Annotated in this window: 29 protein-coding genes; 18 read left to right on the top strand and 11 right to left on the bottom strand. The window is 58.9% G+C overall.

Features of this window, described 5'->3' with window-relative positions:
* Positions 1–3: 3 nt before the first annotated feature.
* The 6 genes from X738_RS77120 to X738_RS77105 all read left to right on the top strand — a co-directional run bounded on the left by X738_RS77120 (position 4) and on the right by X738_RS77105 (position 7,999).
* Positions 4–2,838: a Z1 domain-containing protein gene (locus X738_RS77120; protein ID WP_023803454.1), complete on the top strand. Its 2,835-nt coding sequence runs from the start codon at positions 4–6 to the stop codon at positions 2,836–2,838.
* The gene (locus tag X738_RS0144340; RefSeq protein ID WP_198032931.1) at positions 2,828–3,844 is read left to right on the top strand and encodes a PD-(D/E)XK motif protein; all 1,017 of its coding nucleotides are present in this window, start codon (positions 2,828–2,830) and stop codon (positions 3,842–3,844) included. The genes X738_RS77120 and X738_RS0144340 overlap by 11 nt, the downstream gene beginning before the upstream one ends.
* The gene (locus X738_RS77115; RefSeq protein WP_023803452.1) at positions 3,841–5,619 is read left to right on the top strand and encodes an AIPR family protein; all 1,779 of its coding nucleotides are present in this window, start codon (positions 3,841–3,843) and stop codon (positions 5,617–5,619) included. Before X738_RS0144340 ends, X738_RS77115 begins: the two co-directional genes overlap by 4 nt.
* 10 nt (positions 5,620–5,629) lie before the next feature.
* Positions 5,630–6,289, top strand: coding sequence for a hypothetical protein (locus tag X738_RS86440; protein WP_023803451.1), 660 nt, complete (start codon positions 5,630–5,632; stop codon positions 6,287–6,289).
* A 43-nt stretch (positions 6,290–6,332) separates the two neighbouring features.
* Complete coding sequence (locus X738_RS77110; RefSeq protein ID WP_023803450.1) at positions 6,333–7,154, top strand: HNH endonuclease; 822 nt, start codon at positions 6,333–6,335, stop codon at positions 7,152–7,154.
* Between the two features lie 554 nt (positions 7,155–7,708).
* Positions 7,709–7,999 carry a ribbon-helix-helix protein, CopG family gene (locus X738_RS77105; protein WP_023803449.1) on the top strand — a complete coding sequence of 97 codons (291 nt, stop codon included), beginning with the start codon at positions 7,709–7,711 and terminating at the stop codon, positions 7,997–7,999.
* Positions 8,000–8,144: 145 nt separating this feature from the next.
* Here X738_RS77105 and X738_RS0144330 read toward each other — a convergent pair whose 3' ends face one another.
* Positions 8,145–9,251, bottom strand: a complete 1,107-nt coding sequence (locus tag X738_RS0144330; RefSeq protein WP_023803448.1) for a hypothetical protein — start codon at positions 9,249–9,251, stop codon at positions 8,145–8,147.
* Positions 9,252–10,071: 820 nt separating this feature from the next.
* On the opposite strand from X738_RS0144330, the gene X738_RS83825 reads away from it, so the two are divergent.
* The 6 genes from X738_RS83825 to X738_RS77075 all read left to right on the top strand — a co-directional run bounded on the left by X738_RS83825 (position 10,072) and on the right by X738_RS77075 (position 14,800).
* The gene (locus X738_RS83825; protein ID WP_084833941.1) at positions 10,072–10,374 is read left to right on the top strand and encodes a hypothetical protein; all 303 of its coding nucleotides are present in this window, start codon (positions 10,072–10,074) and stop codon (positions 10,372–10,374) included.
* A gap of 11 nt (positions 10,375–10,385) precedes the next feature.
* Positions 10,386–11,783 carry a tyrosine-type recombinase/integrase gene (locus X738_RS77095; protein ID WP_023803446.1) on the top strand — a complete coding sequence of 466 codons (1,398 nt, stop codon included), beginning with the start codon at positions 10,386–10,388 and terminating at the stop codon, positions 11,781–11,783.
* 693 nt (positions 11,784–12,476) lie between these two features.
* A complete protein-coding gene (locus tag X738_RS77090) occupies positions 12,477–13,235 on the top strand; it encodes a DUF4142 domain-containing protein (protein WP_023803444.1) in 759 nt (252 codons plus the stop codon).
* Between the two features lie 22 nt (positions 13,236–13,257).
* On the top strand, positions 13,258–13,860 hold the full coding sequence (locus tag X738_RS77085) for a hypothetical protein (RefSeq protein WP_023803443.1): 603 nt from the start codon (positions 13,258–13,260) through the stop codon (positions 13,858–13,860).
* Positions 13,861–13,999: 139 nt separating this feature from the next.
* Entirely contained in the window at positions 14,000–14,242 is a 243-nt protein-coding gene (locus tag X738_RS77080) for a DUF982 domain-containing protein (protein WP_023803442.1), read from the top strand.
* Between the two features lie 342 nt (positions 14,243–14,584).
* Positions 14,585–14,800, top strand: a complete 216-nt coding sequence (locus tag X738_RS77075; protein WP_023803441.1) for a hypothetical protein — start codon at positions 14,585–14,587, stop codon at positions 14,798–14,800.
* A gap of 77 nt (positions 14,801–14,877) precedes the next feature.
* On the opposite strand, the gene X738_RS77070 is transcribed toward X738_RS77075, so the two are convergent.
* Positions 14,878–15,204: a hypothetical protein gene (locus tag X738_RS77070; protein WP_023803440.1), complete on the bottom strand. Its 327-nt coding sequence runs from the start codon at positions 15,202–15,204 to the stop codon at positions 14,878–14,880.
* A gap of 261 nt (positions 15,205–15,465) precedes the next feature.
* On the opposite strand from X738_RS77070, the gene X738_RS77065 reads away from it, so the two are divergent.
* Positions 15,466–15,717: a hypothetical protein gene (locus tag X738_RS77065; protein WP_023803439.1), complete on the top strand. Its 252-nt coding sequence runs from the start codon at positions 15,466–15,468 to the stop codon at positions 15,715–15,717.
* A 127-nt stretch (positions 15,718–15,844) separates the two neighbouring features.
* Entirely contained in the window at positions 15,845–16,072 is a 228-nt protein-coding gene (locus X738_RS89435; protein ID WP_084833939.1) for a WGxxGxxG family protein, read from the top strand.
* Positions 16,073–16,196: 124 nt separating this feature from the next.
* Here X738_RS89435 and X738_RS77060 read toward each other — a convergent pair whose 3' ends face one another.
* The 5 genes from X738_RS77060 to X738_RS81370 all read right to left on the bottom strand — a co-directional run bounded on the left by X738_RS77060 (position 16,197) and on the right by X738_RS81370 (position 19,468).
* A complete protein-coding gene (locus tag X738_RS77060; protein ID WP_023803438.1) occupies positions 16,197–16,427 on the bottom strand; it encodes a hypothetical protein in 231 nt (76 codons plus the stop codon).
* A 128-nt stretch (positions 16,428–16,555) separates the two neighbouring features.
* Positions 16,556–16,921 carry a low affinity iron permease family protein gene (locus tag X738_RS77055; protein ID WP_023803437.1) on the bottom strand — a complete coding sequence of 122 codons (366 nt, stop codon included), beginning with the start codon at positions 16,919–16,921 and terminating at the stop codon, positions 16,556–16,558.
* Positions 16,922–17,091: 170 nt separating this feature from the next.
* Positions 17,092–17,319, bottom strand: a complete 228-nt coding sequence (locus X738_RS87850; RefSeq protein WP_245277847.1) for a hypothetical protein — start codon at positions 17,317–17,319, stop codon at positions 17,092–17,094.
* 613 nt (positions 17,320–17,932) lie between these two features.
* A complete protein-coding gene (locus X738_RS77045; protein ID WP_306455001.1) occupies positions 17,933–18,631 on the bottom strand; it encodes a trimeric intracellular cation channel family protein in 699 nt (232 codons plus the stop codon).
* 456 nt (positions 18,632–19,087) lie between these two features.
* A complete protein-coding gene (locus X738_RS81370) occupies positions 19,088–19,468 on the bottom strand; it encodes a response regulator (RefSeq protein ID WP_023803434.1) in 381 nt (126 codons plus the stop codon).
* Between the two features lie 156 nt (positions 19,469–19,624).
* Between X738_RS81370 and X738_RS77035 the strand changes: the two genes are divergently transcribed.
* The 4 genes from X738_RS77035 to X738_RS77020 all read left to right on the top strand — a co-directional run bounded on the left by X738_RS77035 (position 19,625) and on the right by X738_RS77020 (position 21,171).
* Positions 19,625–19,771 (top strand): DUF3606 domain-containing protein, encoded by a 147-nt coding sequence (locus X738_RS77035; protein WP_306455000.1) that lies wholly within the window; start codon positions 19,625–19,627, stop codon positions 19,769–19,771.
* On the top strand, positions 19,768–19,953 hold the full coding sequence (locus tag X738_RS77030; RefSeq protein WP_023803432.1) for a hypothetical protein: 186 nt from the start codon (positions 19,768–19,770) through the stop codon (positions 19,951–19,953). Before X738_RS77035 ends, X738_RS77030 begins: the two co-directional genes overlap by 4 nt.
* A gap of 157 nt (positions 19,954–20,110) precedes the next feature.
* On the top strand, positions 20,111–20,869 hold the full coding sequence (locus X738_RS77025) for a Crp/Fnr family transcriptional regulator (RefSeq protein ID WP_023803431.1): 759 nt from the start codon (positions 20,111–20,113) through the stop codon (positions 20,867–20,869).
* A complete protein-coding gene (locus X738_RS77020) occupies positions 20,869–21,171 on the top strand; it encodes a DUF6894 family protein (RefSeq protein WP_023803430.1) in 303 nt (100 codons plus the stop codon). The genes X738_RS77025 and X738_RS77020 overlap by 1 nt, the downstream gene beginning before the upstream one ends.
* A 61-nt stretch (positions 21,172–21,232) precedes the next feature.
* Here X738_RS77020 and X738_RS77015 read toward each other — a convergent pair whose 3' ends face one another.
* The 4 genes from X738_RS77015 to X738_RS88890 form a co-directional block, all read right to left on the bottom strand.
* Positions 21,233–21,424: a hypothetical protein gene (locus X738_RS77015; RefSeq protein WP_023803429.1), complete on the bottom strand. Its 192-nt coding sequence runs from the start codon at positions 21,422–21,424 to the stop codon at positions 21,233–21,235.
* 16 nt (positions 21,425–21,440) lie between these two features.
* Positions 21,441–21,656, bottom strand: a complete 216-nt coding sequence (locus X738_RS77010) for a hypothetical protein (RefSeq protein ID WP_023803428.1) — start codon at positions 21,654–21,656, stop codon at positions 21,441–21,443.
* Between the two features lie 1,542 nt (positions 21,657–23,198).
* Entirely contained in the window at positions 23,199–23,387 is a 189-nt protein-coding gene (locus X738_RS87845; protein WP_023803425.1) for a KTSC domain-containing protein, read from the bottom strand.
* A 325-nt stretch (positions 23,388–23,712) separates the two neighbouring features.
* Positions 23,713–23,982, bottom strand: coding sequence for a helix-turn-helix domain-containing protein (locus X738_RS88890; RefSeq protein WP_306454999.1), 270 nt, complete (start codon positions 23,980–23,982; stop codon positions 23,713–23,715).
* Positions 23,983–24,683 lie beyond the last annotated feature (701 nt).

Here is a 24,683-nt window from a genome sequence, read left to right as displayed (position 1 = left end):
CCATTGAGTAACCAGAGTGTCATCAAGTTTGCCCAGGAGCTGCTGGTCAGCGAGGATCCCGGCACGATCAGCCCCGCGATGATCAGCGCAAAGATCGATCAGGTGCTTGCGTTCCAGCCAGCCTGGCGTGAGGGATTCGACCTGGATGCAGCGATCGCCGAGCTGGTGAGACGCTTCAGCGTATGGGTCGGAACCGACTCCACCATACGCAACGACGAGGGCCACAGGCCGTGGCTTGAAGCTTCGCGCAAGAGCGACTGGCGATACTGGCAGCGATATCGCGAGTATCTCGAGGCACGGATGTCCCTTGCAGCGGTCGATGGCCTTGATCGCTCCACCGACATGATCCTCGGAATGCTGGAGGATCCGCTGCGTGATGGAGCATGGGATCGACGGGGGCTGGTCGTGGGGCATGTCCAGTCGGGCAAGACCGGAAACTATACCGGTCTGATCTGCAAGGCAGCTGATGCGGGCTACAAGATCATCATCGTGCTGGCCGGTCTCCACAACAATCTGCGCTCGCAGACGCAGATGCGTCTCGACGAGGGGTTCCTTGGCTATGAGACCCGGCCGATCGCTGACGATATCCGCGAGATTGGCGTCGGTCTCGTGGACCGGGACCCCTCGATCCGTCCCAACTACGTCACGAACCGCACCAACAACGGTGATTTCAGCACAGCCCGTGCGAACACGCTCGGAATCACGCCGGAGCAGCGGCCGTGGCTTTTCGTGGTCAAGAAAAACAAGACCGTGCTCGAGCGTCTGCTCGGGTGGGTACGCCATCATGTTGCCGACGCACAGGACGAGAACGGGCGCAAGATCGTCAAGCGACTGCCCCTGCTGCTGATCGATGACGAGGCTGACCATGCCTCTGTAGATACAGGCGAGCAGATCTTTGACGAGGACGGCAACCCGGACCCCGAGCATCAGCCGACCGCGATAAACAGCCTTACCCGCAAGATCGTGCACACCTTCAGCCGGTCCGCATATGTCGGATACACTGCGACGCCCTTTGCCAACATCTTCATTCACGAGCGGGGAGAAACAAAAGAGGAGGGTCCGGACCTTTTCCCCTCTGCCTTCATCGTGAATCTGGCTGCTCCATCGAGTTATGTCGGCCCTGCGCAGATCTTCGGGCTCCGGTCGACAGCAGGACGCACACCTGGACTGCCGCTTTACCGGGAGGTGGACGATCACATGTCGGAGGATGGCAGAAACGGATGGATGCCGCACACCCACAGGAACGGTTACGCGCCGCGCAGCGACCGCGAGACAGGCATCCCGGCAACGCTGGAGGCGGCAATCGACTCCTTCCTGATCGCCTGCGCGGTGCGGCGGCTGCGCGGCCAGGGTGATGCACATTCCTCGATGCTGGTGCACGTCACACGATTCACCTCCGTGCAGAAGATCGTGCACCAGAAGGTCGAGGAGTACATCCTGTCGCTGCGTCAGCGCCTTGGCCGCCAGATCGGACATGAAGACGCCGAGGCGCGTCTCGGGCAACTGTGGTTGGCCGATTTCGTCCCGACAAGCCAGGCTTCAGCAGAGAGTTTCGGGACCCTCGCTGGAGATGCAGTACTTCCCGCCTGGCCGGATGTGCTCGAGGCAATCCGGCTGATCATAGCCGACATCGACGTCCGCATGATCAACGGCACGGCAAAGGATGCGCTTGACTATGCAGACCAGACAGGCCCCGGGCTGAAGGTGATCGCCATTGGCGGCGACAAGCTTTCGCGTGGGCTAACCCTTGAGGGCCTGTGTGTCAGCTATTTCCTCCGGACGTCGAAAATGTACGACACGCTCATGCAGATGGGCCGGTGGTTTGGATACCGCCCCGGCTACATTGACCTTTGCCGGCTCTACACCACTGGTGAACTGGCGGGCTGGTTCGGACACATCGCAGACGCCGCCGAGGAGCTTCGCGAGGAATTCGATCTCATGGCCGCTTCTGGTGCCACTCCCCGGGAATACGGGCTGAAGGTCCAGTCACATCCCGTGCTGCTTGTCACGTCGCGGCTGAAGATGAGATCGGCCAAAAGCTTCATGCTCTCGTTCAGCGGGCAGGTTTCGGAAACGATCACCCTCTTCACAGACGAAACGGTGCTGAAGCGCAATCTGGATGCTGCGACGGATCTTGTCCGCAGGCTAGGAGAAGGCGAGGACAATCCCGAACGGCGGCGGGGAGATGGCATCCAGCGCTGGCAGGGACGGCTCTGGAACAATGTCGCCGCCACCGACGTCATTGCCTTCCTGAATTCGTACAGGACGCATCCGGAAGCATACAAGGTCAACAGCGTCCTGCTCGCCGAATTCATCACGAAGATGAATCTCGTTAACGAGCTGACCAGCTGGACTGTCGCTGTCGTCGGCGGTGGGCGCGGCGTGTCCCATCCACTTGCCGAAGGTCTTGACGTGGCCATGCTGAGACGGTCGTCCGACGGTGTCGAGGGGCGCTATTCGATTGGCCGGCTGCTGTCACCGCGCGACGAGGCGCTCGATCTGGATAAGGATGAATGGGACGCGGCCATGGCGATCACCACGAGCGGCTGGAAGCCTGATCCTGCGCGTTCCCGATCCGTCGAGAGTCCCTCCGACCCCTCGGGGCCGGCTATCAGGCGGGTCCGGGGTGAGGGCATGGACGGACAAGGCGGCCATCCCGAACGCGGCCTGCTTCTGATCTATCTCCTTGACCCGGCAGAGGCAGGCAGGAACGTGCCAGCGGGGCTGCCGCCGGTGGTCGCCTTCGGCATCAGTTTCCCCGCCAGCGAGTCCGGAACAAAGGTCGAGTACAAGGTGAACAACGTCGCGTGGATGCAGGAGTATGGTGGTGCTGACTGATACGGGCGAACTGGAGACCGCATGGAGTGCGCTCGCGGGCCAGAAAGCGGAGAAAGGCTTTCTGACGGTAGCACTTGGCCATTCACAGCCCCGCTTCAGGGGCGGGATTGCTTTTCCTGAAGGAGGCGAGACGCTCCTTGTGGGATTCAATGTCGATACCGCACCTGCCAAAGCCGAGCTGCCCGAAGGCAGCGGGTTCCGCGTCGAGACTGCAGGAGAGGCGCTGGCGCCGGGCTTCGGATTATGGGTCTGCCTGATCCGTCAGGCGGGAGCCGGCCGCGATCTTTTTGTCCAGATGTCGGCCGATATTGTCGCTGCGCTTTCGGCTACCTCCACGAAGTCGGACAGCTGGCTACTCGCGCTGATGCTTGCCCGTATCAGGGCGTGGCAGGATTTCATGCGCAGGCCTAGGCCAGACCGGCTTTCGCCGGAAGAAGAGATCGGGCTGTATGGCGAGCTGGTCTTTCTTCGTGAATCGCTTGATGCGGGGGCCGTTCCCGACATCATGGTCCATTCATGGGCAGGCCCCCGGGGCGGACTTCAGGATTTCCAGAGCGACACCATAGGGATCGAGGTGAAGTCGACGACATCGGTCAACGGCTTCCCGGCCCAGATCAGCTCGCTTGAACAGCTGGACGGTCTTTCCGGCCGGCCGGTTCTGCTTGCCGGTCTCCGGCTCTGCCAGCAGCAGACCGGCCAGACGCTGCCCGAGCTGGCTGATGCTCTAAGAGCCCGGGTCGCATCATCCCGGGACCTCGCTGCTTCCATGGACCGCGCGCTGCTCCTGGCCGGTTATGACGGTTCGGCCGCAGGCCTTTACTCCCGCCGGTTCGATCTGGTGGACGTCCGCGTTTTCGAAATCGATGCCGGTTTTCCGTGCCTGCTGAGAAGTTCAACTGATCCGGCAATCAGGGCAGCGGTCTATGAAGTCGATCTTGACCTGGTGAATGCGAATGTCATTTCACTGCCCGAAGCTCTGACCCGTTACGGAGTGCTTTCCGCATGACCCTTCAGGAATTTCTGATCCAGACCCAGAACGAGGTAAATGCCCTCGTCAGTGATCGCATGACGGAAGGCGGATATCTCAAGGCCGAAGCTGCCTTCACCGACGTCGTCATGCAGCACATGGCCGAATGCGGCATGACGTTTGATCCCCGTGTCCTTCATATCGAACGCAAGGTCGGTGCTGCGACGCTCAAGCTCAATGGTTACGCCGTGTCGGACGAGGCTGACCAGGTTGACCTGTTCGTCACGCTGTATTCGGGGACCGATACCGTTCAGCCCATATCGGACAGTGAGGTAGTCAAGGCAGCGGAGCAGTGTCTCAAATTTCTGGGCAGCTCCGCGGATGGCAGACTGGTGAAGGCGATAGATCCTTCCGATGATGCCTACGAGTTCAGTCTGACCATCCGGGACTGCTACGCCGATCTCGAGCAGGTCCGTGTCTATGTGCTGACTGATCGCCAGGCCAAGACCAGGACGTTCAAGCCGCGCGATGTCGCCGGAAAGTCGGTGCGGCTGGAGGTCATGGATATCGAACGCCTGCACCGGCACTGGTCGGAAGGAAAGCCGCGTGACGAACTGGTCGCCAGTTTTGAGGAGATCTGCGGCTCCCCGCTGCCGTGCGTCTATGTGCCTGGTGAAAACGAGGAATATGACTACGCGCTCACGGCGATTCCGGCGAATGCCCTGCGTTTGCTCTACGACCGCTATGGAGCCCGGCTTCTCGAGGCAAATGTCAGGTCGTTCCTGAGCCAGACCGGGAAGGTGAACAAGGGAATCCGGGACACGCTGCGGGACACTCCCGAGCGGTTCATGGCCTACAACAATGGTATCGTCCTGATTGCTGACGAAGCAGGCCTTGGACGCGCGGGGGACAGCTCGACGGGCCTTGCCTGGCTCAAGGGAATGCAGATCGTAAATGGCGGCCAGACCACCGCGTCAATCTATTTCACCAAGCGGAAGTTCCCCGAAACGGATCTTGCCCGGGTCAGGGTTCCGGCAAAGGTGATAATCCTGCACCGGCACGACCCCGAGGCCGAGGAAATCCTGATTGGTGATATCTCCAGGTACGCCAACAGCCAGAACGCGGTGAAGGTTTCCGATCTCTCCGCCAACAAGCCGTTCCATGTCGAACTCGAGAAACTTGCCCTGTCGACCTACTGTCCGGATGGCGTTGGCCGCTGGTTCTATGAACGGGCAGCCGGCAGCTACAACGTCATGCTTGCCAGGGAGGGAACGACTCCGGCGAGGCTACGACAGATCAGGGATGCAGTGCCGCCAGCAAGAAAGATTACCAAGACAGATCTTGCCAAGTACATCCAGGCCTGGTCCAGCAGGCCGCATATCGTTTCGCTCGGCAGCCAGAAAAATTTCGAAAGGTTTATGGCCGAGCCCGAAACCACCGCAGCCGGGTCTCTGGATGTGGCGGGGTACAAGAAGCTGATTGCACAGGCGATCCTGTTCAAAGCAGCCCAGAAAGTGGTTCGAAATGGTGGCTTCAGCCAGGCCCAGGCAAACATAGCCGCGTACACCGTGGCCTATCTTGCGGAGAAATGCCGCAGCAGGCTTTCCCTGGAATCGATATGGCAGCGCCAGTCAGTTTCTCCGCAGCTGTCGAGCTTCATTTCGGAACTCGCTTCGAGAATGAACGAGGTACTCCTTCAGACGGCCCGCGGAGCCCAGGTATCCGAATGGGCAAAAAAAGAAGAATGCTGGGATAAAGTGAAACTTGCGTCGCTTCCGGCAATTCCTGATGGAGTGCCCGAACTGGCGCGTTAGGAGAAATCTTTTGGCAACCGGCACAGGCGTGCTTTCGGACCTTTTCAGCGGGATCGTCTTTAAGCGGCTGAGCCCGGTCGAGGTCGATGCCGTAAGATCCAACCAGCATGAGTTTAACGGCTCCAGACCTCTGATCGAGCTGTTCGGCCGCGAACAGCCGCAGCGTCTGGATACCGATTTCTACTGGATGTCCAACGCCGGGCAGCTCGTGTCTGAAAGGGGAATGCTGACGTGGTATGATGCGAGGGCGCGTCATCCGACGCGGACGGAGTACCGGCTCTACTACTACGACAATTCCGTAACCCGGAAGGCAACGGCGGGAGATACCCTCCTTATTGGCCGCAAGCCCGATAAATCGACATTTCTCCTCATAGCGCCTTCCACGGGCGCGGCAGCAACGCGCATTGCCTGGCTCTTCGGCATCGAGGTCGAGCCGGGCGCGGCTTTCGCGGCGCTCGATCTCGATGCCGCAGAGCGATCAGGACTCAGTATCGCATTCGGCATGGACGATCCGGAGGAGATGTCACTGTGGCAGACAGACCAAAGCGCGCGATTGTCCGACGAACCTCCCGAACTGCGAAATTCCATCAGGATTCTGCAGAAAAGGCTTGGAGAACATTCAAACAGGACAGCGATCAAGGCATTGCCCACTTTTCAGCCCGAAGAGTAAGCCGGCCTGCTGCTCCCTGCCGTGATGACAGGAGACATGCTCTATGGACCTCAGGAAACCGCAGGATCTCCTTACTCTGCCTCGAGGGGAGACGATCACCAAAAGGAATCTCTACGATCTGATCCAGTTTTCAAAGGTTGTGGCATCTCCATACTGGGGCGGGTCCGACTTTTCGATCGGGAATACGCCGCAGCAGGGCATCAACTGGATTGGTGCGCCACCTCGCGTCCATGGGGTGGTGATCAAGACGCGACCGGGCTCGTACGAAGAGGACGGATGGGTAGACCAGACAAGGGACATCTATCGATATTCCTTCAAAGCCAGGAACTCCAGAATCTCCTATGCCGAGACCGCAAACAGTGTCCTGATCGCCCAGCCACAGCATATGTACCCGGTCCTTCTTTTTACAGAGAGTGGGCCGGGCTGGGTTTTCGAAGGGGAGTTCTCGGTCGCCGAAATCGAGGATACCAACGTCGTTCTCCATAGATACATTTCCGGTACCCATCATACCTCTACTCTCGACGACGAAGTGGTCTTTGAAGAAGGCGGCAGGCGGTACGCTGTCCATCTTCTTGCGGAGAGAAGTAAAGGTGTGGTCGCTCTCCTCAAAAGTGCGGGTACTTTCGTCTGCGAAATCTGCGATGTCGACTTCGCTGTCCGGTATGGAATGGGATACATCGAAGCGCATCACAAGGTGCCCATCTCGAGCTACACCTCCAAGCATACCGTCAAAGCTTCGGATCTCGCGCTGCTTTGTCCCAACTGCCACAAAGGTATCCATCTCCACATGAAAATGGACGGAAAGAGCTACTCGGAGATCAGAAGCCTGATTCGTTCCCACATGAAACTGGTGAACACGAAATAAGCCTCTGCAGTAGTCTGCACGACAGAGTTCCTTCGCCAGATTGTTGTCATATATTCGCAGACACTGGTATCGCCTGATAGTGGATGGGCACCTTGTTATCAGCGTCTTCGGCAATCACGCATTACGGGCATCGCGGGCCGCTACGGCTGAGGCGCGGCAGACCTGATGCCGTCTGGTACCCGGGGTCTGGAAATCCCGGCCCCAAACACGACGGCCTCTTTCCATTGTCGAAGTCATTAAGGCAGCCCAAACGAAGCGCGCTTGCGCTTACATACGGTTTCCGCAATCCTGACCAGATGCGACATTCGCTTATTGCATTTGCTCTGGCGCTCGCGAGAGTGCGGTTGGCTCAGAGGCCCTGCGCCGGTGCAAAGGAATGGAACCGCTGTCGACGGCTGCTACAGTCTCCGCGGCTCTCCCCAGGTGTACTACCCGCCGGATGAGTTTGAGCGGCACCGCAAGAACACGAAGCTGGCGACCGAACGCGCTACTGCCTACATCGCTATTGAGCTGGAAAAAGCAGAAAAGCGCAGGGAACGGCTCGCCTCGCGACAATGACCCGAACATCCTTTGCTGAAGAGCTCGAGAGCGCCGCGGATCGCATTGCGGACGTATCGCGGCCGGACTTGCAGATCATCCTCCGTCGTGCGGCATTGATGCTCAGGAATATCGCCGGAGTGTCTCTGGAGCCGGCGACCGAGGATGCACTCAATGCCATAGCTGCCGAGATGAGGATCAGCCGATCGGATCTTATCCAGATCGTGTTGCGCGAGTGGCATGAGACAAACGCCTATTTGCCGGTGCGTACCATTGATGAGGAAAGCGAAACAGACGGCAAGGCTTAGTAGCGATGACGCCCTTAATGAGGCATTGAAAGGTGGCGCCAGTGTGAGAGCACCATCCGCACCGTCCAGACTCAGCATGGCGCTCCGGAGCTAGTCGTATACCGCTTTGGCAACGCCAATTTGGCCCGCCTGCAACGGGTTCTTGTCAATCGTGATAGGTCCAATCGTTGATCTCTGCGATCCGTCTGAAGATACCGTCAACGCCCTCGGTTGTGGGATCAGCGCGTGTAAGCCAATCCTCAGCCCACGCTATCCATTCTTCAATGCTCCGCCCGTCAATTTCGGCAGACGGGTCGACATTCATTGAGCGAAGCGCCACGAGGAAATCGCGTACGGTGGCAAGCTCGTGCCAGTCTTGTGCCATCTCCTTGAAGCGGCGCCAGCGGTTCGCGTCGCGTTTGCGCCGTCGCTGCTCTTCATATCGGCGTTGCTCCGCAAGCTGACGCTCGCGCTCGACGGCTTCTCGATCCTTTCGCTGTTGAACCAGCAACGGCCCAGCAGCCACGAAGGTGGTGAGGATGTCAGGCAACATATCTTGCATTGCCTGTTTGTCGCTCTCGACCCATTGGCGCCGTAAACCGCCAGGCCACTGCCACGTCTTGATCTCGAAGACGAGACGTCCGGTTGCAACCAACTCCTGCTTCCAGTGATTGTCGTCGGGCGAGCGCCATCGCTTCTCATCGGCCGTTAGCGGTCGACGTTCCTGCTTTTGCTTCTCACGAACCTGGAACTCGACTTTTTCTCCCAAAACCTCCGCAAATAGTTCGCGCCGGTCTCCCTGTTTAATCCTGCCGCCGTGACGTTCGACGGCCTTGAACAGAGCGTCCAGAATCCGGTGCTTCCGGCGATCGCTTTGTGTGAACTCGCCCGGATCGTACAGACTGCGCGTCCACGGATCTCGCTCCCTGCGCGCTCGCTGCTTCTTCTCCTCGTGCTCGGCGAGCCACCCCGCGATAACCGCATGAGGTCGCAGAAGACGCTCGCTCACCGCTATAGCAGGCTCGCTGGCGCGAGCCTTGTCTACCTGCTGTTGCACCTCCGGCGGCAGGTCAATTGGCGGTGGCGGCAACGGTGTCGGCCGAATGGTGATCGCATGGGAACTACCAGATTCCGGCAACGGAGGCTGTGCCGGCGCCCTGCCCACGGCCAGCTTCGCCCAATAGCCGCGCGGCGGATACGGGATGTTCTCCCGATCGCAAATCTTGGCGAGACCATTGCCGCTGATGCCAAACTGCTCCGCCAGTCGAATCATCGGCGTTGTCCAGACCGAGCTATATAGCTCGTCGCGCGTTATCGTCGTCGGCTGTGTCGGACGCGGCTTGATCGGCGCCGGCACGGGCACTTCGAGCGGTTGTGCCCGGATGTCGGGCTTTGGAGCCGGATCCGCTTTTGGTGTTGCCGTCCCTTCTTTCAGCCTGGGCCGGCGCGCTGCGCCTCAGATCGGAAGAGCACACGTCTGAANGGCTGGCGCCGGCGGCAATGGCTGCTGAACGACAGGTTTCCCGAAGTCCTTTCGCATCCAATGGCCAGCAGGCGGAGTGGGTATGTCCGCACGACGCAACAGGGTACCCAATATTGCCGTCGTCGTCCCAAGCTCTGAGACAATGTGCGACATCGGCTTGGACCAAACTCGGTCATACAGCTCTTGGCGGGTGAAGTGGTGTTCCATGAGGCCAGGCAGGTCTTCGAGTGGGGCCCAAAGTTGAGTGGTTGCGGGCATTCCGCTCACAGAACATACCGGAGCACATCCGATCTGAGGAAGCCTTGCGACTGCGATTGGGTCGCGAAATCGGACAAAAGCCTTGTCAGATCCTGCCAATCGCCACGTCCGGCCTGATGTGACCGAACAGATCGTTGGACTACGACCCGCTTCCGTTTCGGGCGCATGTAAGCGCTCTCTTCGCTCAGCCGCAACAGCGAAGCCTGAACCGGTAGTTCGATGGGTGTGGGGAAGGTGGCAGCGCTCGAGCGCTTCCATCATCAACCGCACCAATCTGATGAGCCGATGCATCCTATCTACAGGCCGCGACCGCAGTTTGCCGCACAGCCCAATCACACCTCTTCCCCCCGGGATGACGCCGGTTTACGGAAATTCTGATTTCTCAACCGGGACCGGAGGTGAAGCCGTGAGAAGCGACCCGCTCTCTTATCCTCCACGAGGCCTGTCACGCGAGGAAGCTGCGCGATACGTCGGCGTCGGGATCACCAAGTTCGACCAAATGGTTTCGGACCGTCGCATGCCGAAACCAAAGAAGGTGGACGGTCGAGTGATCTGGGATCGTATCAAACTTGAGGCGGCGTTTGCCGACCTGCCTGGCGACGATGAAGAGAATATCGTCGACTTCCTGTTGCAGGGGAATCATAGAAAGGAATAGATTCGTTTGCGATGAAGGATAAATATCCTGGCCTCTCCTCCTATACCGATCGCCATGGCAAGGTTCGCTGGCGCTATCGAACCAGGGAGCGCGTGGTCAGTCTGCCTGCACCTGATCAGCCTGGATTCAAGGCGGCTTATCAAGCTGCCGTCGAAGGCCGAAAGGCCCCAAAGGCGCCCGTCGTCAGGATGCCGGGCGCTGCCCTGCCCGGCACGTTCGGCGCGGCCACCCAGAGGCTAAAAGTATCGGTCAAATGGCTGGCCCACGACGAAGCGACAAGGCGAAAAAACACTCGTCTAATCGATGAGTTCCTGGACCTGCGGGTAGTGCCTGACCATTCGCTTACCTGGCGCGACGTGCCAGTCAAGAATCTCAGGCGTGCGCATGTCGAAGAACTTCTGGGCCGTTTCATTGCCACGCCTCACAAGGCGAAGCACCTGTTGGTCGCAATTCGCAAACTTGTCTATGTCGGGCTGCGCCAGGATTGGATCGAGACAGACCCTACCGCCTCGGTTGAATGGCGGCCTGCCTATACCGGCTGGAAGGCGTGGCCTCGCGAAGCAATGGAACAATTTGAAAGGCGCTGGCCAGTCGGCACTTCCGCACGCACGTGCTACGGCCTTGCTCTTTGGCTTGGCAATCGTCGAGGCGATGTCGCAGGCTTGCGATGGGACCAGCGCGTAACCCACCGCGTCCTGATCGATGGTGTCGAGCGTCAATTCGACGGATTTGATATTGTTCAGGCCAAGAACAAGGGAAGGACCGGCGGCAAGCGGCTTTTCGTTCCGGTAACTCCCATGCTCGCCGAGATCCTCGACGCCGCGGACCGGCGCGGCGAAACCGTCCTGGTCACCGGATATGGCCAGCCTTTCTCGGCGAAATCCCTGACCGGTGCCATGGCACACTGGTGCGCCCTCGCCGGATTGCCGAAGGGCCTTACGCTGCACGGTCTGAGGAAGTCACTCGGGGTCTATCTCGCCGAAGCCGAAGCATCCACCAGGCAGATGATGGATGTTCTCGGCCACGACGACATCGACCATGCCGAGCTCTATTCCCGGGAAGCGTCGCAGGTGCGCTTGGCTGTGCAGGGCATGGACCGAGTCGTCCGGCTGGTAACGCGCAAGCCGCTGCTTGGCGAACCTGTTGGCGAACCGCATGGCGAACCTGTCCATAAACCATTGATAAATAACAATGATGGTGGGCCCGGAGGGTGTTCAGAAAGCCATAACAATCAATTGGTTAGAGATCAGTGGGACTTCAGAGTATTCAAATCTTTTCCAATGTTTTTCGATGTTGTTGTCCCACTCAGAAGTGCCTCAGTCCACCAAGCCGACGCACTGAACGCCTCACTCGGAAGGGAGGTTTGCGCAAGGCGAAAGGAAGATCGCGTCGGTGTGCAGCCTTCCTGAGAAAGGTCGCGATAGCGCCAACTGCTGACGCTCAGCGCGAAGACAATCAACGTCCTGTTAGGGGCCGCAAGCTGTAAGTCTGCTTGTCGGCAACAGGGTAGGATAGCAGACGCTTGCAGATGGCGACCGCGTGGGAGACACATTTGCGAACCGCCATCGCGATCACATCGTTAGATACCGCCGCTAGGGTGCTGGTCGCCGGCAGTACAGCTCAAAATCGCGCGGGACTTTGGGCGTGCGCGGCCGAACAGGGGCGATGAACGCGAGAGTGGCAAGCCGGCGTTTGCTCTGATGGCCGAGCGAGGCACAGGCCGCTATGTTGGCAGCGCATTCATGACCTTGAACCGGAAAATGCGGGAGCGGCTCTGGAAATGGGTTCAGGAAGCCCCAGGACAGCCGCCAAAGGGCATGAAGCGGCCCCGGCGACACAATGGGTCAAGCCGGGGCTGATCGGCCGCGTGAAGCACCTGCGAGGCGAGGAGGACTTGCGCCACGCCTCCTTGCAAGATTTCAAGGAAGAGAAGCCCTAGCAGGGTCTGCTCCGTCGAATTCAGACTTCGGGGTAGGCGGACAGATACAGGGATGGTGCGGCTGTGACACTCATTGCACAGATTATCGCTTTTCCGTCGGAACAAAGCCCGTGCGCCGTAGTTAGTCCGCGATCGCACAGCCGTGCTTAACGAGGACAGATTCATGAAGACGAGTTACTTGGTGGCCTGCTTGGCCACCGCTACTGCTATTGGATTCGCAACGCCCGCCTTCACGGCGGAAAAAGCGCAGGATTTCGTCACCAAGGCCGCTGTCGGCGGGATGTTCGAGGTGGACTCAAGCAAGGTCGCCCAAGGCAAGGTAAGCGCCCAAAACGTCAAAGACTTCGCACAAAAGATGATCGACGACCACGGTGCGGCTAACGCCAAGCTAGAGTCGATTGCAGGCGAGCAGAAGCTGCAGATCCCCGCCGATCTGGACGCTCCCCATCGGACCGATTTGCAGAAACTTCAGGACGGCAACGCACCGCTCGATCAGGCCTACGTCGAGACGCAACGTAGCGCTCATGCCGACGCGGTTTCCTTGTTCGAGGAATATGCGAAAGACGGCGACAACGCTCCGCTTAAGGCGTTCGCCCACGAGACACTGCCGACGCTCAAAATGCACAGGGAAATGATCGAAAAGATCGCCACAACAATCGGCACCGACCCTTCCTCGGCAACGAGTTCAACAACGCCGGCTGCTAAAACGACGGACACGCCCAACGCCGCCGCTCCTATCCCCGGCGCCAACAGCTTTACCGAGGACCAGGCCAAGAGTCGCATCCTTGATGCAGGTTATTCGAACGTATCCAAGCTCACCAAGGATGACCAGGGCATCTGGCGCGGTCAGGCGAGCAAGGACGGGAAAGACACCGCAGTGGCGCTCGACTTCCAAGGCAACGTCATTGCCGGCAGCAATTAAACATTTCAAGGGAGAGACCCCGATGAAAACAGTAACTGGACTGTTCGACAACTACGACGACGCCTCCGAAGCCGTCGGTGAATTGGAAGCAACGGGAGTCCCGGCTGCCGATATCAGCATCGTGGCAAGCAATTCTAGCGATTGGTACGATGACGATCGCTCCGAGGCCGGTGAGGATGCCGCCAGTGGCGCGGGAATCGGAGCAGTGGTAGGTGGCACCGGCGGATTGCTGACAGGGCTGGGCATCATGGCCATTCCAGGCGTCGGACCGGTGGTCGCGGCGGGATGGCTTGCTGCCACAGCCGCGGGCGCACTTGCTGGCGCTGCGGTCGGCGGTGCTACCGGAGGGATCATCGGAGCTCTCACGGATTCCGGCGTGCCCGAAAGCGATGCGCATGTTTACGCAGAGGGCGTCCGACGTGGCGGGACTTTGGTTACGGCCAAAGTTGCGGACGAGCTTGTGCCGAGCGCCGAGCAAATCCTCAATCAATCCAGATCGGTCGACTTAGCCGAACGCCGCAGGGACTATGAAGCGGGCGGTTGGACCGGGTTTGACGCCGACGCCGAGGACTATACTGCCGATGAAATCGAGCGTAACCGCGCCCTGAACACCAACCGAATTTAATTGAGAAGCCCTGCCACTGTCGTTGGCGGGGCTAATTTCGTTGTTTCTTGATGCCAGTTCACTCTGGCTACTCTAGGTCCTCAATTCCGCCGGCTCGGCCGCGGATTCTTTTCATTCCTTCGACGGTCGCGAGCAAGCGATGCACAGGTTCTCTTCTCCGGTCTATGTGAGGACCGATCGACCAGACTTACGCCATGGCGTCGATCACGTCCAAGGAGCCGCCGAGCAGCTCGTCAAATGGGCAAAACGCGGTCCTAGGTGGAATAAGGCGATGACGCTTTGCCTGTCTGCTCTGGAGGGTGATCCGATTGATCCGCAGATAGTACGGAAGGCTTTTGAGGCTGCGGCCAGGGAGGCCAAGATGTTGTTCCCCTCCGACTAGGGTCTTACCAGCCGGCTACGAGCTCTAGTCAGAGGGAACGCTCCCCTTCGGCTCGGTGCTCGAAACAGAATTAGTGCGATGGCTGGCGCGGCTTGGCAAACGCCCCATCCCGCATTCTTGGCGCAGCGGGGATGCTCGCACCTATGGTGCTGAATGCCAGGGCGCGTGACTGGCTCCATTGCCCAGGGAAGGCGGATCAGTTCGTCGCTCATCCGTTATCGTGCTCTTGGATGTGAACGAAATCGCAACAAAAATGTCAAGCACTGTCTTGACGGGAGAGGAAGATATTCCTTATTCGTTGGTTGAATCTCACCAGGAAGAACTGAGGGCGATGCGCCATTCGTGCTGGCCGGCGAAGCTATGGCAAAAACAGGGGAGGACAATTTCCGGATCGAGGTCTGGGACCGCGAGGAGAAAGCGCTTGTAGAGACCATCTGCCGCTCGCCGGACTCTTTTGTTAGCCAAGCGGCCTGGCAGCCGGTGACCTGTGCGAACAAGGGCCTCACCTCGCAAAACCATATGACCCTGCAACTGTTCTGGACCACGTCAAGAGGCTGAAGGGCGGGTCGGCGTAGGGCTTTGCACCGCACCGGTTGCCAGACCTCGGCGCGAATTTCATCGCTAGACGGCCTAGCTCACGCATCATCGCACGCGCCATCGCAAGCTGCCATTGGCCCGACGACGAGCTGGCTGAAGACCAAGAGCTGGACGGTCACGAATTCGAACTGCTCGGCGAGCGTGAGCCGGGTAAGGCGGCATTCGCGCTGCTGGCTGAGCCAGGCACCGGGAAATATCTCGGTACCGGCTTCATCACCCTGGGCCGCGACATGAAGGATCGGCTGTTGAAGCGCGTCCGGGGGCACGCCGGCCCGCCGCCAGAGGCCATGAAGAAGCGGCCGGCGACGCGCGCCGACGGCAGCCTCCACGATCCGAATCTGGAACGATGCGCGCCGACCGATCAATGTGCAGGTCCGTGTTCTTCGCTGGACCCAGAAAAACGGGGAGGATGCCTACGAAGGGTCGACGGCGACCACGACACGCTGCAGATCGGGCTGGCGGGCAATGTTAATTTCTTCGCCTGGCCAGAGGGTGCTTCGGCGGATAGCCCAGCCCGGCGGACCCGCTCTCCCCACCCCGGTTTGGAGCGTGGGTCCTTGGAACGGAGTCGCATCATCGGCGTTACCGGGCCAACCAAACGCTGCCAATGATATGGAGGAACGGGCGTGATTGAGTTGACCGAGAAGGAAAAGCGCTTTCTCACGCGCGTTGACACCATCACTCACGTTCCGTGGTCGAACAAAGTCACCGCCGCAGATGCCGAAGGCAAGCCAATGCGTATCGCAAGGGCGACGTTTGCCCGATTAAGAGACGACGGCATCATCATCCGATCCACTAGCGACCTGACCTCGAACACCTACGTCATTAATTCTGCACCCGTGACGCCACAAGTCGCGGAAGTGGAGGAAGCATCCTGATCGGGCGGGATGCTCAGCGCCCCATGATCGCGCCTGATTTTGGTTGCTCCGGTCACCGTTTGAGCACTCGCGGGAACAAAGGTCGTGTCCGCCTGTTAGATCACACCTCGAACAACGGGAGACTGCGATGCTCACCAAATCTCTATTAGCGCTTATGCTGGCTACCGGCTTGACTGCAACAGCAGCACCTGCCCTTTCGCAAGAGACGCCAACACCTACACCGCCTGCCGCAGCCGATGATGCTCGCGACGACTTCGACTGGGGTTGGTTAGGCCTTATCGGCCTACTGGGTCTGGCAGGTCTAACAGGCCGCAGGAGGCGGGACGACACTCTCGGTCGGACGAACGTCAGGTAATGAGCTACGGCGTGAGCGCCGAGCGCCACTCCGCCATCCTCGCCGCCCTTAGTAGCGCTCTGCCTCAGATGTGCGATGCTGAGCACCGCACTGGCGCCTTCTCTGCGTCGCACAGTGCGGCGTTCTACTTCTTACGCTTATACGGGAAGGTGGCGTCGCCATCATCATTCCCGGATATGACGCGAGGATTGGCGCTAGAGACGCCGTCGCTGGTTCCACCTTTGTGGTTTTTCTCTGACTGGCCCTTGGCGTCCGCCTCCGGGCCCGGCTTAGCGGATGAGCGTTTGAGTTCTCGATCGACTACCGAGCGGCTGCCTTCGGCCGGGTCTTTATCAAGACGGTTTTTCTTAGACATGGCTCTTTCTCCGTTGAGAAATCGCCAACTCGGCATGAGGAGCAAAAGTTCCCTCGAATAGGCGGCTTTCCGCTTCTGCCCTCCCCGCTGGCGATACCGTGCCCCAGTCGGGCTAGGCCGCCGGGCGCTCAGGCGGGCAGAGGCCCGTCTTCCTCTGCTTTTCGATCGGCCTCCGCCGCTTCCATTTCAAGCCGCGCCAAATGGGCCTGGATCTCCTCGGGCTCGGCGTGCTCTAGCCCGACGACATTGTTCCTCGTTTCCTGCAGTGCAACGATGATCTCATCAAGCTTTGCATGAATAGCAGCGGTATCGCGATAACCCTGGATCAGGACGACACCGGTAATCACAATCGCAGCTACTGAAAGCGCATAGGTGACTACGTTTGTAAGCCCGAAAGGAACCACCGCGGTGCAAGCAACCATCGCGGCGATCATCAAATAGAAGCCAGGCGGCCGGGACAAAAAGTCGGCAACCGCAAAGAGAAATCGGTTCATGCGAATCCCCAACGAACAATCTATTACGATTGGGGGATTTTACATATTCGTCAATGCTCCGGGGGGCTATGAGCCGGACGGGCTCGAATGATGCCGGTTGACGATCAGTCTTCGAAGCAACGGCGGAAGCGCCATGACGGGTTTGAGATGGATGGACTGTTTAACGGTTCTCAGCAACCTTCCGCCCTCAGGGATCGCACCATTCGCACCACAATCGGATCGTACGGGATTTTTTCATCGCTGCTGTAATTTATGACAAAGAGCGCGGCACGGTCGTTGCAGACCGCAATGGCGCGGACATATCGGATCTGTTCGTTCTTGATACCCGAGTAGCTGGCCCATCTCGGCGTGACGCGCCTATAGGTCAGTTTCCAGCCCTCCTTTTCATCCTCGACCATGCGGTGCTCGATCTCGGCGCGAAAACTGTGCTTGCCGAGCCTTGCGCCCCACACGGTAAGAAGGGCATCGTTTTCGCCCCGAAATTTCCGCGCCCTGGTCCGAACGCTGCGTCAGGACAAAGCCAGGGGGAACATCGAATATGAAGCCAAACTGCCTGACGCCGAAAAGCTGCCACGCTTGCGCTTGGAGAAGCGTGCTGCAAAATAAAATTGAAACGAGGCTCAACAGAAAACGTGCCATTGGCATTAAATTAGCGTCGCGTCATATACTGTCCAGACCGGACAAGATTGGCGACAAAAAAAGTCGCAGACGACTTGCCGCTGATGGCAGCCTCTGCGCGACTGAAACCCGGGAGACCACCCTTGAAATTCTTAAGGGTTGATCACTTCAAGCCGGGCTCCTATCAACCACGGCGGCGGGAGATGTTGGCATAGCGCCGGGGCGGACTAGCAGGTCTCGGGGGCGTTATGCACTTCGATCCAGGCGGTCGATCTCATCGGGCATTCGCCCCCGCCACTCCGCGATAGCGTGGCAGCGACCATCCCTTATGCAACGCCATGCCGCGCACGAGCAGCCCGGCAATGAGACCTGCCCCGAGCACGACCTCGCGACTTAAGCCGATACTCGTGAGCACAACAAAGACGATCGCCCTAGCAAGGGCTGCCGTGACATAGACTTCACGGGAAAGCACTCCATTGCCACCGCCACCACCGCGCCTGAGCCTGCAAGCAAAGCGCGCTCCGCACCCGTGACAGCGAAGAGCGCCAAACCGGCATCGAGCCACAGGAGCAAGCGGTAGCGACTCTGCGGGATGTGAGCGGTGAAAAACACTGCGCATGATACGATGACGCATGCGAGAAGAACGGCGGGCTCCCGCACCCAGAAAACGGGGCTCAAGCCCAGAAGAAGGTCGCGCAGCGTGCCACCGTCGATGCCCGTCACCGCGCCGAGCAGGACGAAGCCGACTACGTCCATTTGCTTGCTCGAGGCGACCAGCGCGCGCAAGATCGCAAAAACGATCAAGCCCAGCCAGTCGAGAAGTGCGGCGGCTGTGTCGAAGAGCTTAGGAATCTTCCGCTTAGGTGGCGACCGCAGCGCGTCTTCCGCTGCTGCATACGCTCGGCTACGCGTCAACACAGAACCAATGCTCACTGTGGGGAGAAAGTCTAGCGAAGAGTCGCTGCCGTCCTTCAGACAGCCATAACGGTAACGGGGCCACTCGCTGGCAACAATGACGATACCCGATCCGACCAGACTGGCTGAGTTTGCCGAGTTCGACCCCTTATATCTACATCTGAGAAAACGCCACACCCAAAAGTCCGTCGCGCCTTCGGCGTACTTAGCGGATCGTGCGTGAATCCCACGACTTGAGATGCCCGTGGTCACAGCACCTAGCAAGGTCAAGACGCAGCTCGCGATCGCGCGCACAATGATCCGCGCCGCCCGGCTGTTCTAGGTGCTGACAATCGGCCGCAGCGAGAGCTCTTAAAGCTTCTGCCCTAGATCACGGCGCAAGAGACGCGCTTCTCTCAGGATCGAGGCACGATCAAGCCCGATCAGCGATGCAATGTCCCGTATCTGCTGCTCAGTTGCACCTGACTGCTGCGCAAGTGAGCGCACATAGTCATCTGTCGGGCGGACCCGCCCTGCTTCTTCTGCCATCAGACAATGCCTTACGTTTGGGGCAGGAGTGCGATGCTCGCTCCCAAGCGTCAGCGCCCATTGTGCGTGGCTGGCGATCTCACATTGTACCGACTTGCATAGACTTTAGCAGATGGAAGCGTGTTCGCCAGCCGTGGATGCCCTAGCCATCGAACTCGCCAAAGCTACGAGCACGGAATCGTCGGCAGGTTTCTCGACAAAAGTCCCGGCCTTGAAGGCCTCACCTCGGCCCTCGATGTCCGTGGCACTATAAACTACAAAGGGGATGTTGCGGGCCACGAGTTCTTCAGCAACCGAAGAGCTGACGCCGTCCTGCAAGAGCACGTCCAGGATAACGACGTCCGGCTCAACAAGGGCCAAAATTTGTCTTGCACGAACGCAACTTGGCTCTGAGGCTACCGCAAAGCCAGCCTGTTTAAGGTACGCCTCGATGTCAACGACGATCATCGGCTCGTCCTCAACAATGAGTGCTAAAGGCTTTCTCATGTGCTCCTCCTCGCTGGGCAGCCGACCTGCGCTGACACCACGGCGACCAATTTCATAAGCCTGTCCGGATCAGAGTGCATGCTCATTTGTTAAACGGGCGAAAACAGATCGCGCCCAGGAGGCATGGAGCCAGGCTCTCATGCGATTCGCAATCGCGTGTCAGCCGACGAAGATTACGAAGCGGAACATTTCGCCCGCGAGAATGGCGTCACGATCGAGCAGGTCCGCGAGCTCATCAAGGCCAACGGCGACGATCGTGAAGGCCTGATAGAAGCCGCGAGGGTATTGCGGGAGCGGAAGTGAGATATCGGACCAACAACGAAGGCACGGGCTACACGGGCAAGGATCACGACCGGCCAATCAAGCCCGAGGCGGAGCATTTCGAACACTGCCCTATATGCGGGCAGGATTTCGACATGCGCGATCTCGGTCAGGTGCTTCATCATGCAGAGCCGGAGCATAGGCCGGTTCCGGTAGACCAATAGACCGGCCATTCGTCGCTGAAACTCAGCAGCGAGGGGTGCCATATGTGGCTGTGATCGCCGCGCAGATGCCGCAGCTTCATCCCGGGCGTGTCCACCTCTTATCCGCATCAGCAGCGTGGAACATCTGAGGCGAATGCAAGTTCGGCCGGTAACGCCCATGGAGGTAACCAAGTCCTTGTGTCCAGCTTTGTCCTCGGACGTGCTCATCCGCAAGCTGCTTCGCGTCGCTGATATCAGCGATGATGACGCCGCAGCCTTAGGAGGCCTCACGATTCAGGAGAAGGATGTTCCGCCTAACAGGGATATCGTCTTAGAAGGCGATCGACCAACCAACTCATTTGTCGTCTTGGACGGCGTGGTATGTTCATACAAGCATACAGGTGCGGGAAAGCGGCAGATCACCAGCTTCTTTGTCGCAGGCGATCTCCCGGATCTGCACGGCATCCATCTCTCAGTCATGGATTGCAGCTTCTCGAGCATGACGCCCGGCAGATTGGGCTCAATCCCGCACAGCGCACTTCGTCGAATTTGCGAACAGCGCCCGCGTGTTGCAACCGCATTCTGGCGATCGACCCTGATTGACGCTGCGATCTACCGGGAATGGGTCACCAACGTCGGGAGACGGGACGCCTACGCTCGCACGGCCCACCTATTATGCGAACTCATTGTGCGGTTGCGGTTTGCAGGACGCATTGAGGACCACGTCGCGGATCTACCGATCACCCAGGCAGCATTTGGTGATGCGGTGGGTCTGTCCGCGGTTCACGTGAACCGCACGCTTCAGGCGCTACGAGGTGACGGGCTGATCGCCACGTCAGGTAGCAAGTTGCGTGCTCTCGATTGGCCGGGTTTGGTTCAGGCAGGGGAATTCGATCCGACTTACCTGCACCTGAAGGACCCCGACGTGGCATTCTGATGACGGAAGCCGATATGCCGAGATATTTCTTTGATAGCGGCGATCACCAGCATCTCGTGGAAGACAACACGGGTCTGGAATGCGAGGGGATTGAGGCAGCGCGCAATGCAGCCGTCGAAGGATTGACTGAGCTGGCAAAGGACGAACTCAAAGGTCCCGATGGGCAGCAACTCATCATGGATATCAGGGACGAGAGTGGCAGAAAGGTTCTGAGGCTTCGCCTGTCCCTGGTGATCGAACCGCTTGAGGTAAATGCCGTCTCGCCGACATCCAACGAAGATGAAACTCGACGTCGCGGTTGAACCTTGCGGCGCCGGAGCACCAGCCGCTTGTAGCTGTGCAGCGAACGGAAGACCGGACCTTTTAGCCGACGTCGCGGATCAAAGCGATGCGGGCCTTGCCAAGCGAGACGGACAGGCGCTCTAGAAGGCCTTCGTCCACTTCGGAAGCCAGACCGAACCGCCGGTCGTGCTCAACGATCCTGTCCTGGATCGACACGAGGATTTCATACCGAGCGACAAGGCTCGTCAGGACTTCCTGATGGTGGGAGGTCAACGCTTTTCTTTCCGCGCTACAATCGGGCATAGAGTCGAAGGCGTTCGTAAAGAACTGCCTCGTCAAATTCGCCATCTGAGAAAAGTTCCATTGCGATCACGCTCAGGCGCTCCGCCTGCTCGCTACCGACGGGAATACCTTCCTCAACGCGAACACGATCAAAGACCTGCTTCAACAAAGTCAGGTCACTAGGAAAGGCAATGCCACTCTTTGCAGTCTTAAGGCTGACCATATGCCTTTCCTCCCATTGGGGCGGAAGCGCGGTCGCTCACAGCCAGCGATGCCCGTTGTCTATCGCCGATGAGAACACATTACGCCGATCGGCGCGGAGAGTCTTGAAAATAGCGCCAGACGCTTTCTGCCCGTCGGTTCCATGCTGCCCGGGAAATGACAACAATGAACCGTTGAAAGACAGGCAGTGCGACGGCGAGGCATTGGGAACCAGAACAACCGTAGAGCGTGACCCAAAGCCTGGATCTGCAAAAGCGGCCATTTCGCTGAGCAGTTGCCTTCATGCCGGCGAAACGCATGCGCCTGGTGTTCCGTGCGAACAATAAAGCCCGCGCCCCACGAGGATAGGACGCGGGCCGATCAGTGCATCTCCGATCTGCAGCCCATCTTTGGGAGGGAACAAGATTGCTGCACTTCCCGAACTTTCATCTCCAGCATGTGTTCCAAAGAAAGCCAAAAATGCCTGGAAAGTGGAGCCATTCATGGCAACAAAACCCTCCCGCCGGCGTTCCGGTTCAATCCAAGGGCTGAAAAGGCTAACCATGGGCGAGGAAGAAAAGTCCGACCGCGACCGAATGACGGATTTCCAGGCGCAGTTCCTCGCCAAGGAAGCCGGAATAACTGAAGCTCAAGCGCGCGAGCTGATCNCGAATGACGGATTTCCAGGCGCAGTTCCTCGCCAAGGAAGCCGGAATAACTGAAGCTCAAGCGCGCGAGCTGATCGAGTTGATCGGCACCGATCGAGCATCATTACTTCGGGAAGCTCGGCTGCTGAAGGCCCGGCTGAAGCCTCGGGACGCTTAGGAGCATCCACATGGGACAATTTTGAAATAGAAGCCACTCGATTGAATGAGAGTCGCGCGCGAGCAGAATCGATGATCTACGCCAGACGGTAAACGATACCCGCCGCCTAATACTGGCATCCCGTAAGCTGTTGGATCGCATTGCCGCAGACGATACGCTGAGCAAGTGATCAACCGCTAAAATCCCGCACCATCAAACCGCAGAGCTATTCCGCGCTCGACCTTTGCGCATCGGCCGGCGATTCGATCGAACCGCGCGGCCTGCGGAGAGGACCGCGGCTGATTCGAGGGCGCCAGGCGCAGCCTGCCTTACTACGACTTCTTGGTCTTCCAATTCCTCTTCGGTTTCGGTGCCGATGCAGCAGGAAGGGCAGTCTCAGCTTTAAGTCGTTGCTCCCGCAGCCGAGCCGTCTTTGCATCTCGTGCGACCCGCTCAATGTCTGTTAATGCCGCGCAGCATCCGTGGTGCGCTCCCGTCGGTCGTGTTTTTCTTTATCGGTTAAGCCATGCCTTTCCTGCATTCTTTTGTCCTCGATCTGACGGTACGGCGCTTTTGTTGGTGCCCGAACGATTGTCGCCAGATCGTGTTCCCCCAGACAACAAGAAAGCCCGCCGCACCTTTCGGCACGGCGGACTATCAGTCGTTTGCACAGGGCGGGCGGGGATCGTAAGAATATCCTTCGCGCGCCGGCTGCGCTGCGTCCACCAACCGGCAGTTGGAATGTATTAACAGCTTGCCGTCATCCCGCATCCTTGCCGCCGCAACCTGACGGTACCGGAAGTGATTCCGGATGTGCTCGTTGAAATAATTTCGCAAAGGCGGCTTTGAACGCGGCGAAGGTCTCCGGCGGCACGTTGTCAAACTCGTACCGCTTGTCGCTGACAACGAACCACACCGAGAGGATTCTGCTGTCGGGATCGTATGCCATTTTTCGTATCGAGGTCGATGGCCATGATAAATGACTCGATCAAAAGTCTTCAACGATCGCAGAGCCTGTCACGTTCCTTCGTAGTGTTGCTCGCGAGCAGCGCACGAGGATTTGCTCCGGGCCACCTAACGCATTGCGGCATCGCAAGCGCGGCAGGCACGGTCTTCCGGGTCTCTCTTTTCTACGCCGGCAGCGAACTTCAACCTTCCAATCGCTTCGATGGCGAAAGGGGCTAGGCGTGGGGAACGCTAATGCGCGATGCGTCGTTTGAATTGCCGACAACGGTGGCGCGCGTCGCTACCGTGACTTTCGCGGAAGCCCCCGATCATAGCGGCTTCTCGATTTTCCCCAGCAACCGCCTATATTCCCGCTCCGGCTCGCTGTAGGTGCCATCGGCCAACTGGAACAAACCATCACGGTCCCTGATGACGATCTCGCCCCGCGTGGCTCGGATCAGGCCCCTGCCCTCAAGCTCCTGGATGGCAACCGTGACACCCGGTCGCCGCACACCGAGCATGACGGACATGAACTCGTGGGTGATCGCAAGCCGGTCACCGCGGACGCGATCGTGGCACATCAGAAGCCAGCGAGCCAACCGTTCGTCCAACTTCGACCGTGCGTTTACCAGGGCGGTGTAGCTGGTCTGAATATAGAGGGTTTGGACATAGAGAAGCAGAAGAGCCTTCAGCGTAGTGCTCTCAGACAGAGCAGACGACAGTGCCGGGGCTGGAATNGACATAGAGAAGCAGAAGAGCCTTCAGCGTAGTGCTCTCAGACAGAGCAGACGACAGTGCCGGGGCTGGAATTCGCAAGCCGCTTCCCGCCAGCTGCATATAAGTGTCATGCGCGGTGCGATCGCCGCCTAGGGCCACTAAGGCTCCAGTCATGCCTTCCATGCCGATCAGGCCGACCTCGGTATCCCGGCCCTTAGGTAGTTTGGCGACGACCGACGCGATGCCGTCTTCCAGGAAATACACGTGTTCGATAACGGACTTCGTCGACTCAAGCTGGGTCCGCATCGGCAGCGCTACCCGTTCCATGTTGGGTTCGATTGATGCCAGATCGCCAGGGGAAAGTCGCCGCAATAAAGCATTTTGATAGGGAATATTGGGCTGGTTAAACATAAACTCCACCCTCGGTAGGGCAAGAGCTTTCTGATCTCCCAGCCGTTCGCGCCCGTGCCAACGTGCGAACGATAAAACTACATATGGGGTCCTAAAATCCCGAAGCCAATCACTTTAAGCATTAAGGGCGGGTACCGGGCATTCTGGCGGCATCCGAGAAGGGAAATCGCAA

The organism is Mesorhizobium sp. L48C026A00 (assembly GCF_000502375.1).
Taxonomy (GTDB): domain Bacteria; phylum Pseudomonadota; class Alphaproteobacteria; order Rhizobiales; family Rhizobiaceae; genus Mesorhizobium; species Mesorhizobium muleiense.
The sequence above is the reverse complement of the archived record's forward strand: the minus strand, read 5'-3'. Positions and strand labels throughout refer to the sequence as shown.

Bases quoted from the DNA above. Each gene is read 5' to 3' on its own strand.
- X738_RS77020 (WP_023803430.1), top strand. From the start codon at position 20,869: ATGACGGAAGCCGATATGCCGAGATATTTCTTTGATAGCGGCGATCAC.
- X738_RS89435 (WP_084833939.1), top strand. From the start codon at position 15,845: ATGCTCACCAAATCTCTATTAGCGCTTATGCTGGCTACCGGCTTGACT.
- X738_RS87845 (WP_023803425.1), bottom strand. From the start codon at position 23,387: ATGGCATACGATCCCGACAGCAGAATCCTCTCGGTGTGGTTCGTTGTC.
- X738_RS77090 (WP_023803444.1), top strand. From the start codon at position 12,477: ATGAAGACGAGTTACTTGGTGGCCTGCTTGGCCACCGCTACTGCTATT.
- X738_RS77110 (WP_023803450.1), top strand. From the start codon at position 6,333: ATGGACCTCAGGAAACCGCAGGATCTCCTTACTCTGCCTCGAGGGGAG.
- X738_RS77080 (WP_023803442.1), top strand. From the start codon at position 14,000: ATGCACAGGTTCTCTTCTCCGGTCTATGTGAGGACCGATCGACCAGAC.
- X738_RS0144330 (WP_023803448.1), bottom strand. From the start codon at position 9,251: ATGATTCGACTGGCGGAGCAGTTTGGCATCAGCGGCAATGGTCTCGCC.
- X738_RS81370 (WP_023803434.1), bottom strand. From the start codon at position 19,468: ATGAGAAAGCCTTTAGCACTCATTGTTGAGGACGAGCCGATGATCGTC.
- X738_RS77095 (WP_023803446.1), top strand. From the start codon at position 10,386: ATGAAGGATAAATATCCTGGCCTCTCCTCCTATACCGATCGCCATGGC.
- X738_RS87850 (WP_245277847.1), bottom strand. From the start codon at position 17,319: ATGGTCGAGGATGAAAAGGAGGGCTGGAAACTGACCTATAGGCGCGTC.
- X738_RS83825 (WP_084833941.1), top strand. From the start codon at position 10,072: ATGACGCCGGTTTACGGAAATTCTGATTTCTCAACCGGGACCGGAGGT.
- X738_RS77105 (WP_023803449.1), top strand. From the start codon at position 7,709: ATGACCCGAACATCCTTTGCTGAAGAGCTCGAGAGCGCCGCGGATCGC.
- X738_RS77085 (WP_023803443.1), top strand. From the start codon at position 13,258: ATGAAAACAGTAACTGGACTGTTCGACAACTACGACGACGCCTCCGAA.
- X738_RS77025 (WP_023803431.1), top strand. From the start codon at position 20,111: ATGGAGGTAACCAAGTCCTTGTGTCCAGCTTTGTCCTCGGACGTGCTC.
- X738_RS77060 (WP_023803438.1), bottom strand. From the start codon at position 16,427: ATGTCTAAGAAAAACCGTCTTGATAAAGACCCGGCCGAAGGCAGCCGC.
- X738_RS77115 (WP_023803452.1), top strand. From the start codon at position 3,841: ATGACCCTTCAGGAATTTCTGATCCAGACCCAGAACGAGGTAAATGCC.
- X738_RS77010 (WP_023803428.1), bottom strand. From the start codon at position 21,656: ATGGTCAGCCTTAAGACTGCAAAGAGTGGCATTGCCTTTCCTAGTGAC.
- X738_RS77055 (WP_023803437.1), bottom strand. From the start codon at position 16,921: ATGAACCGATTTCTCTTTGCGGTTGCCGACTTTTTGTCCCGGCCGCCT.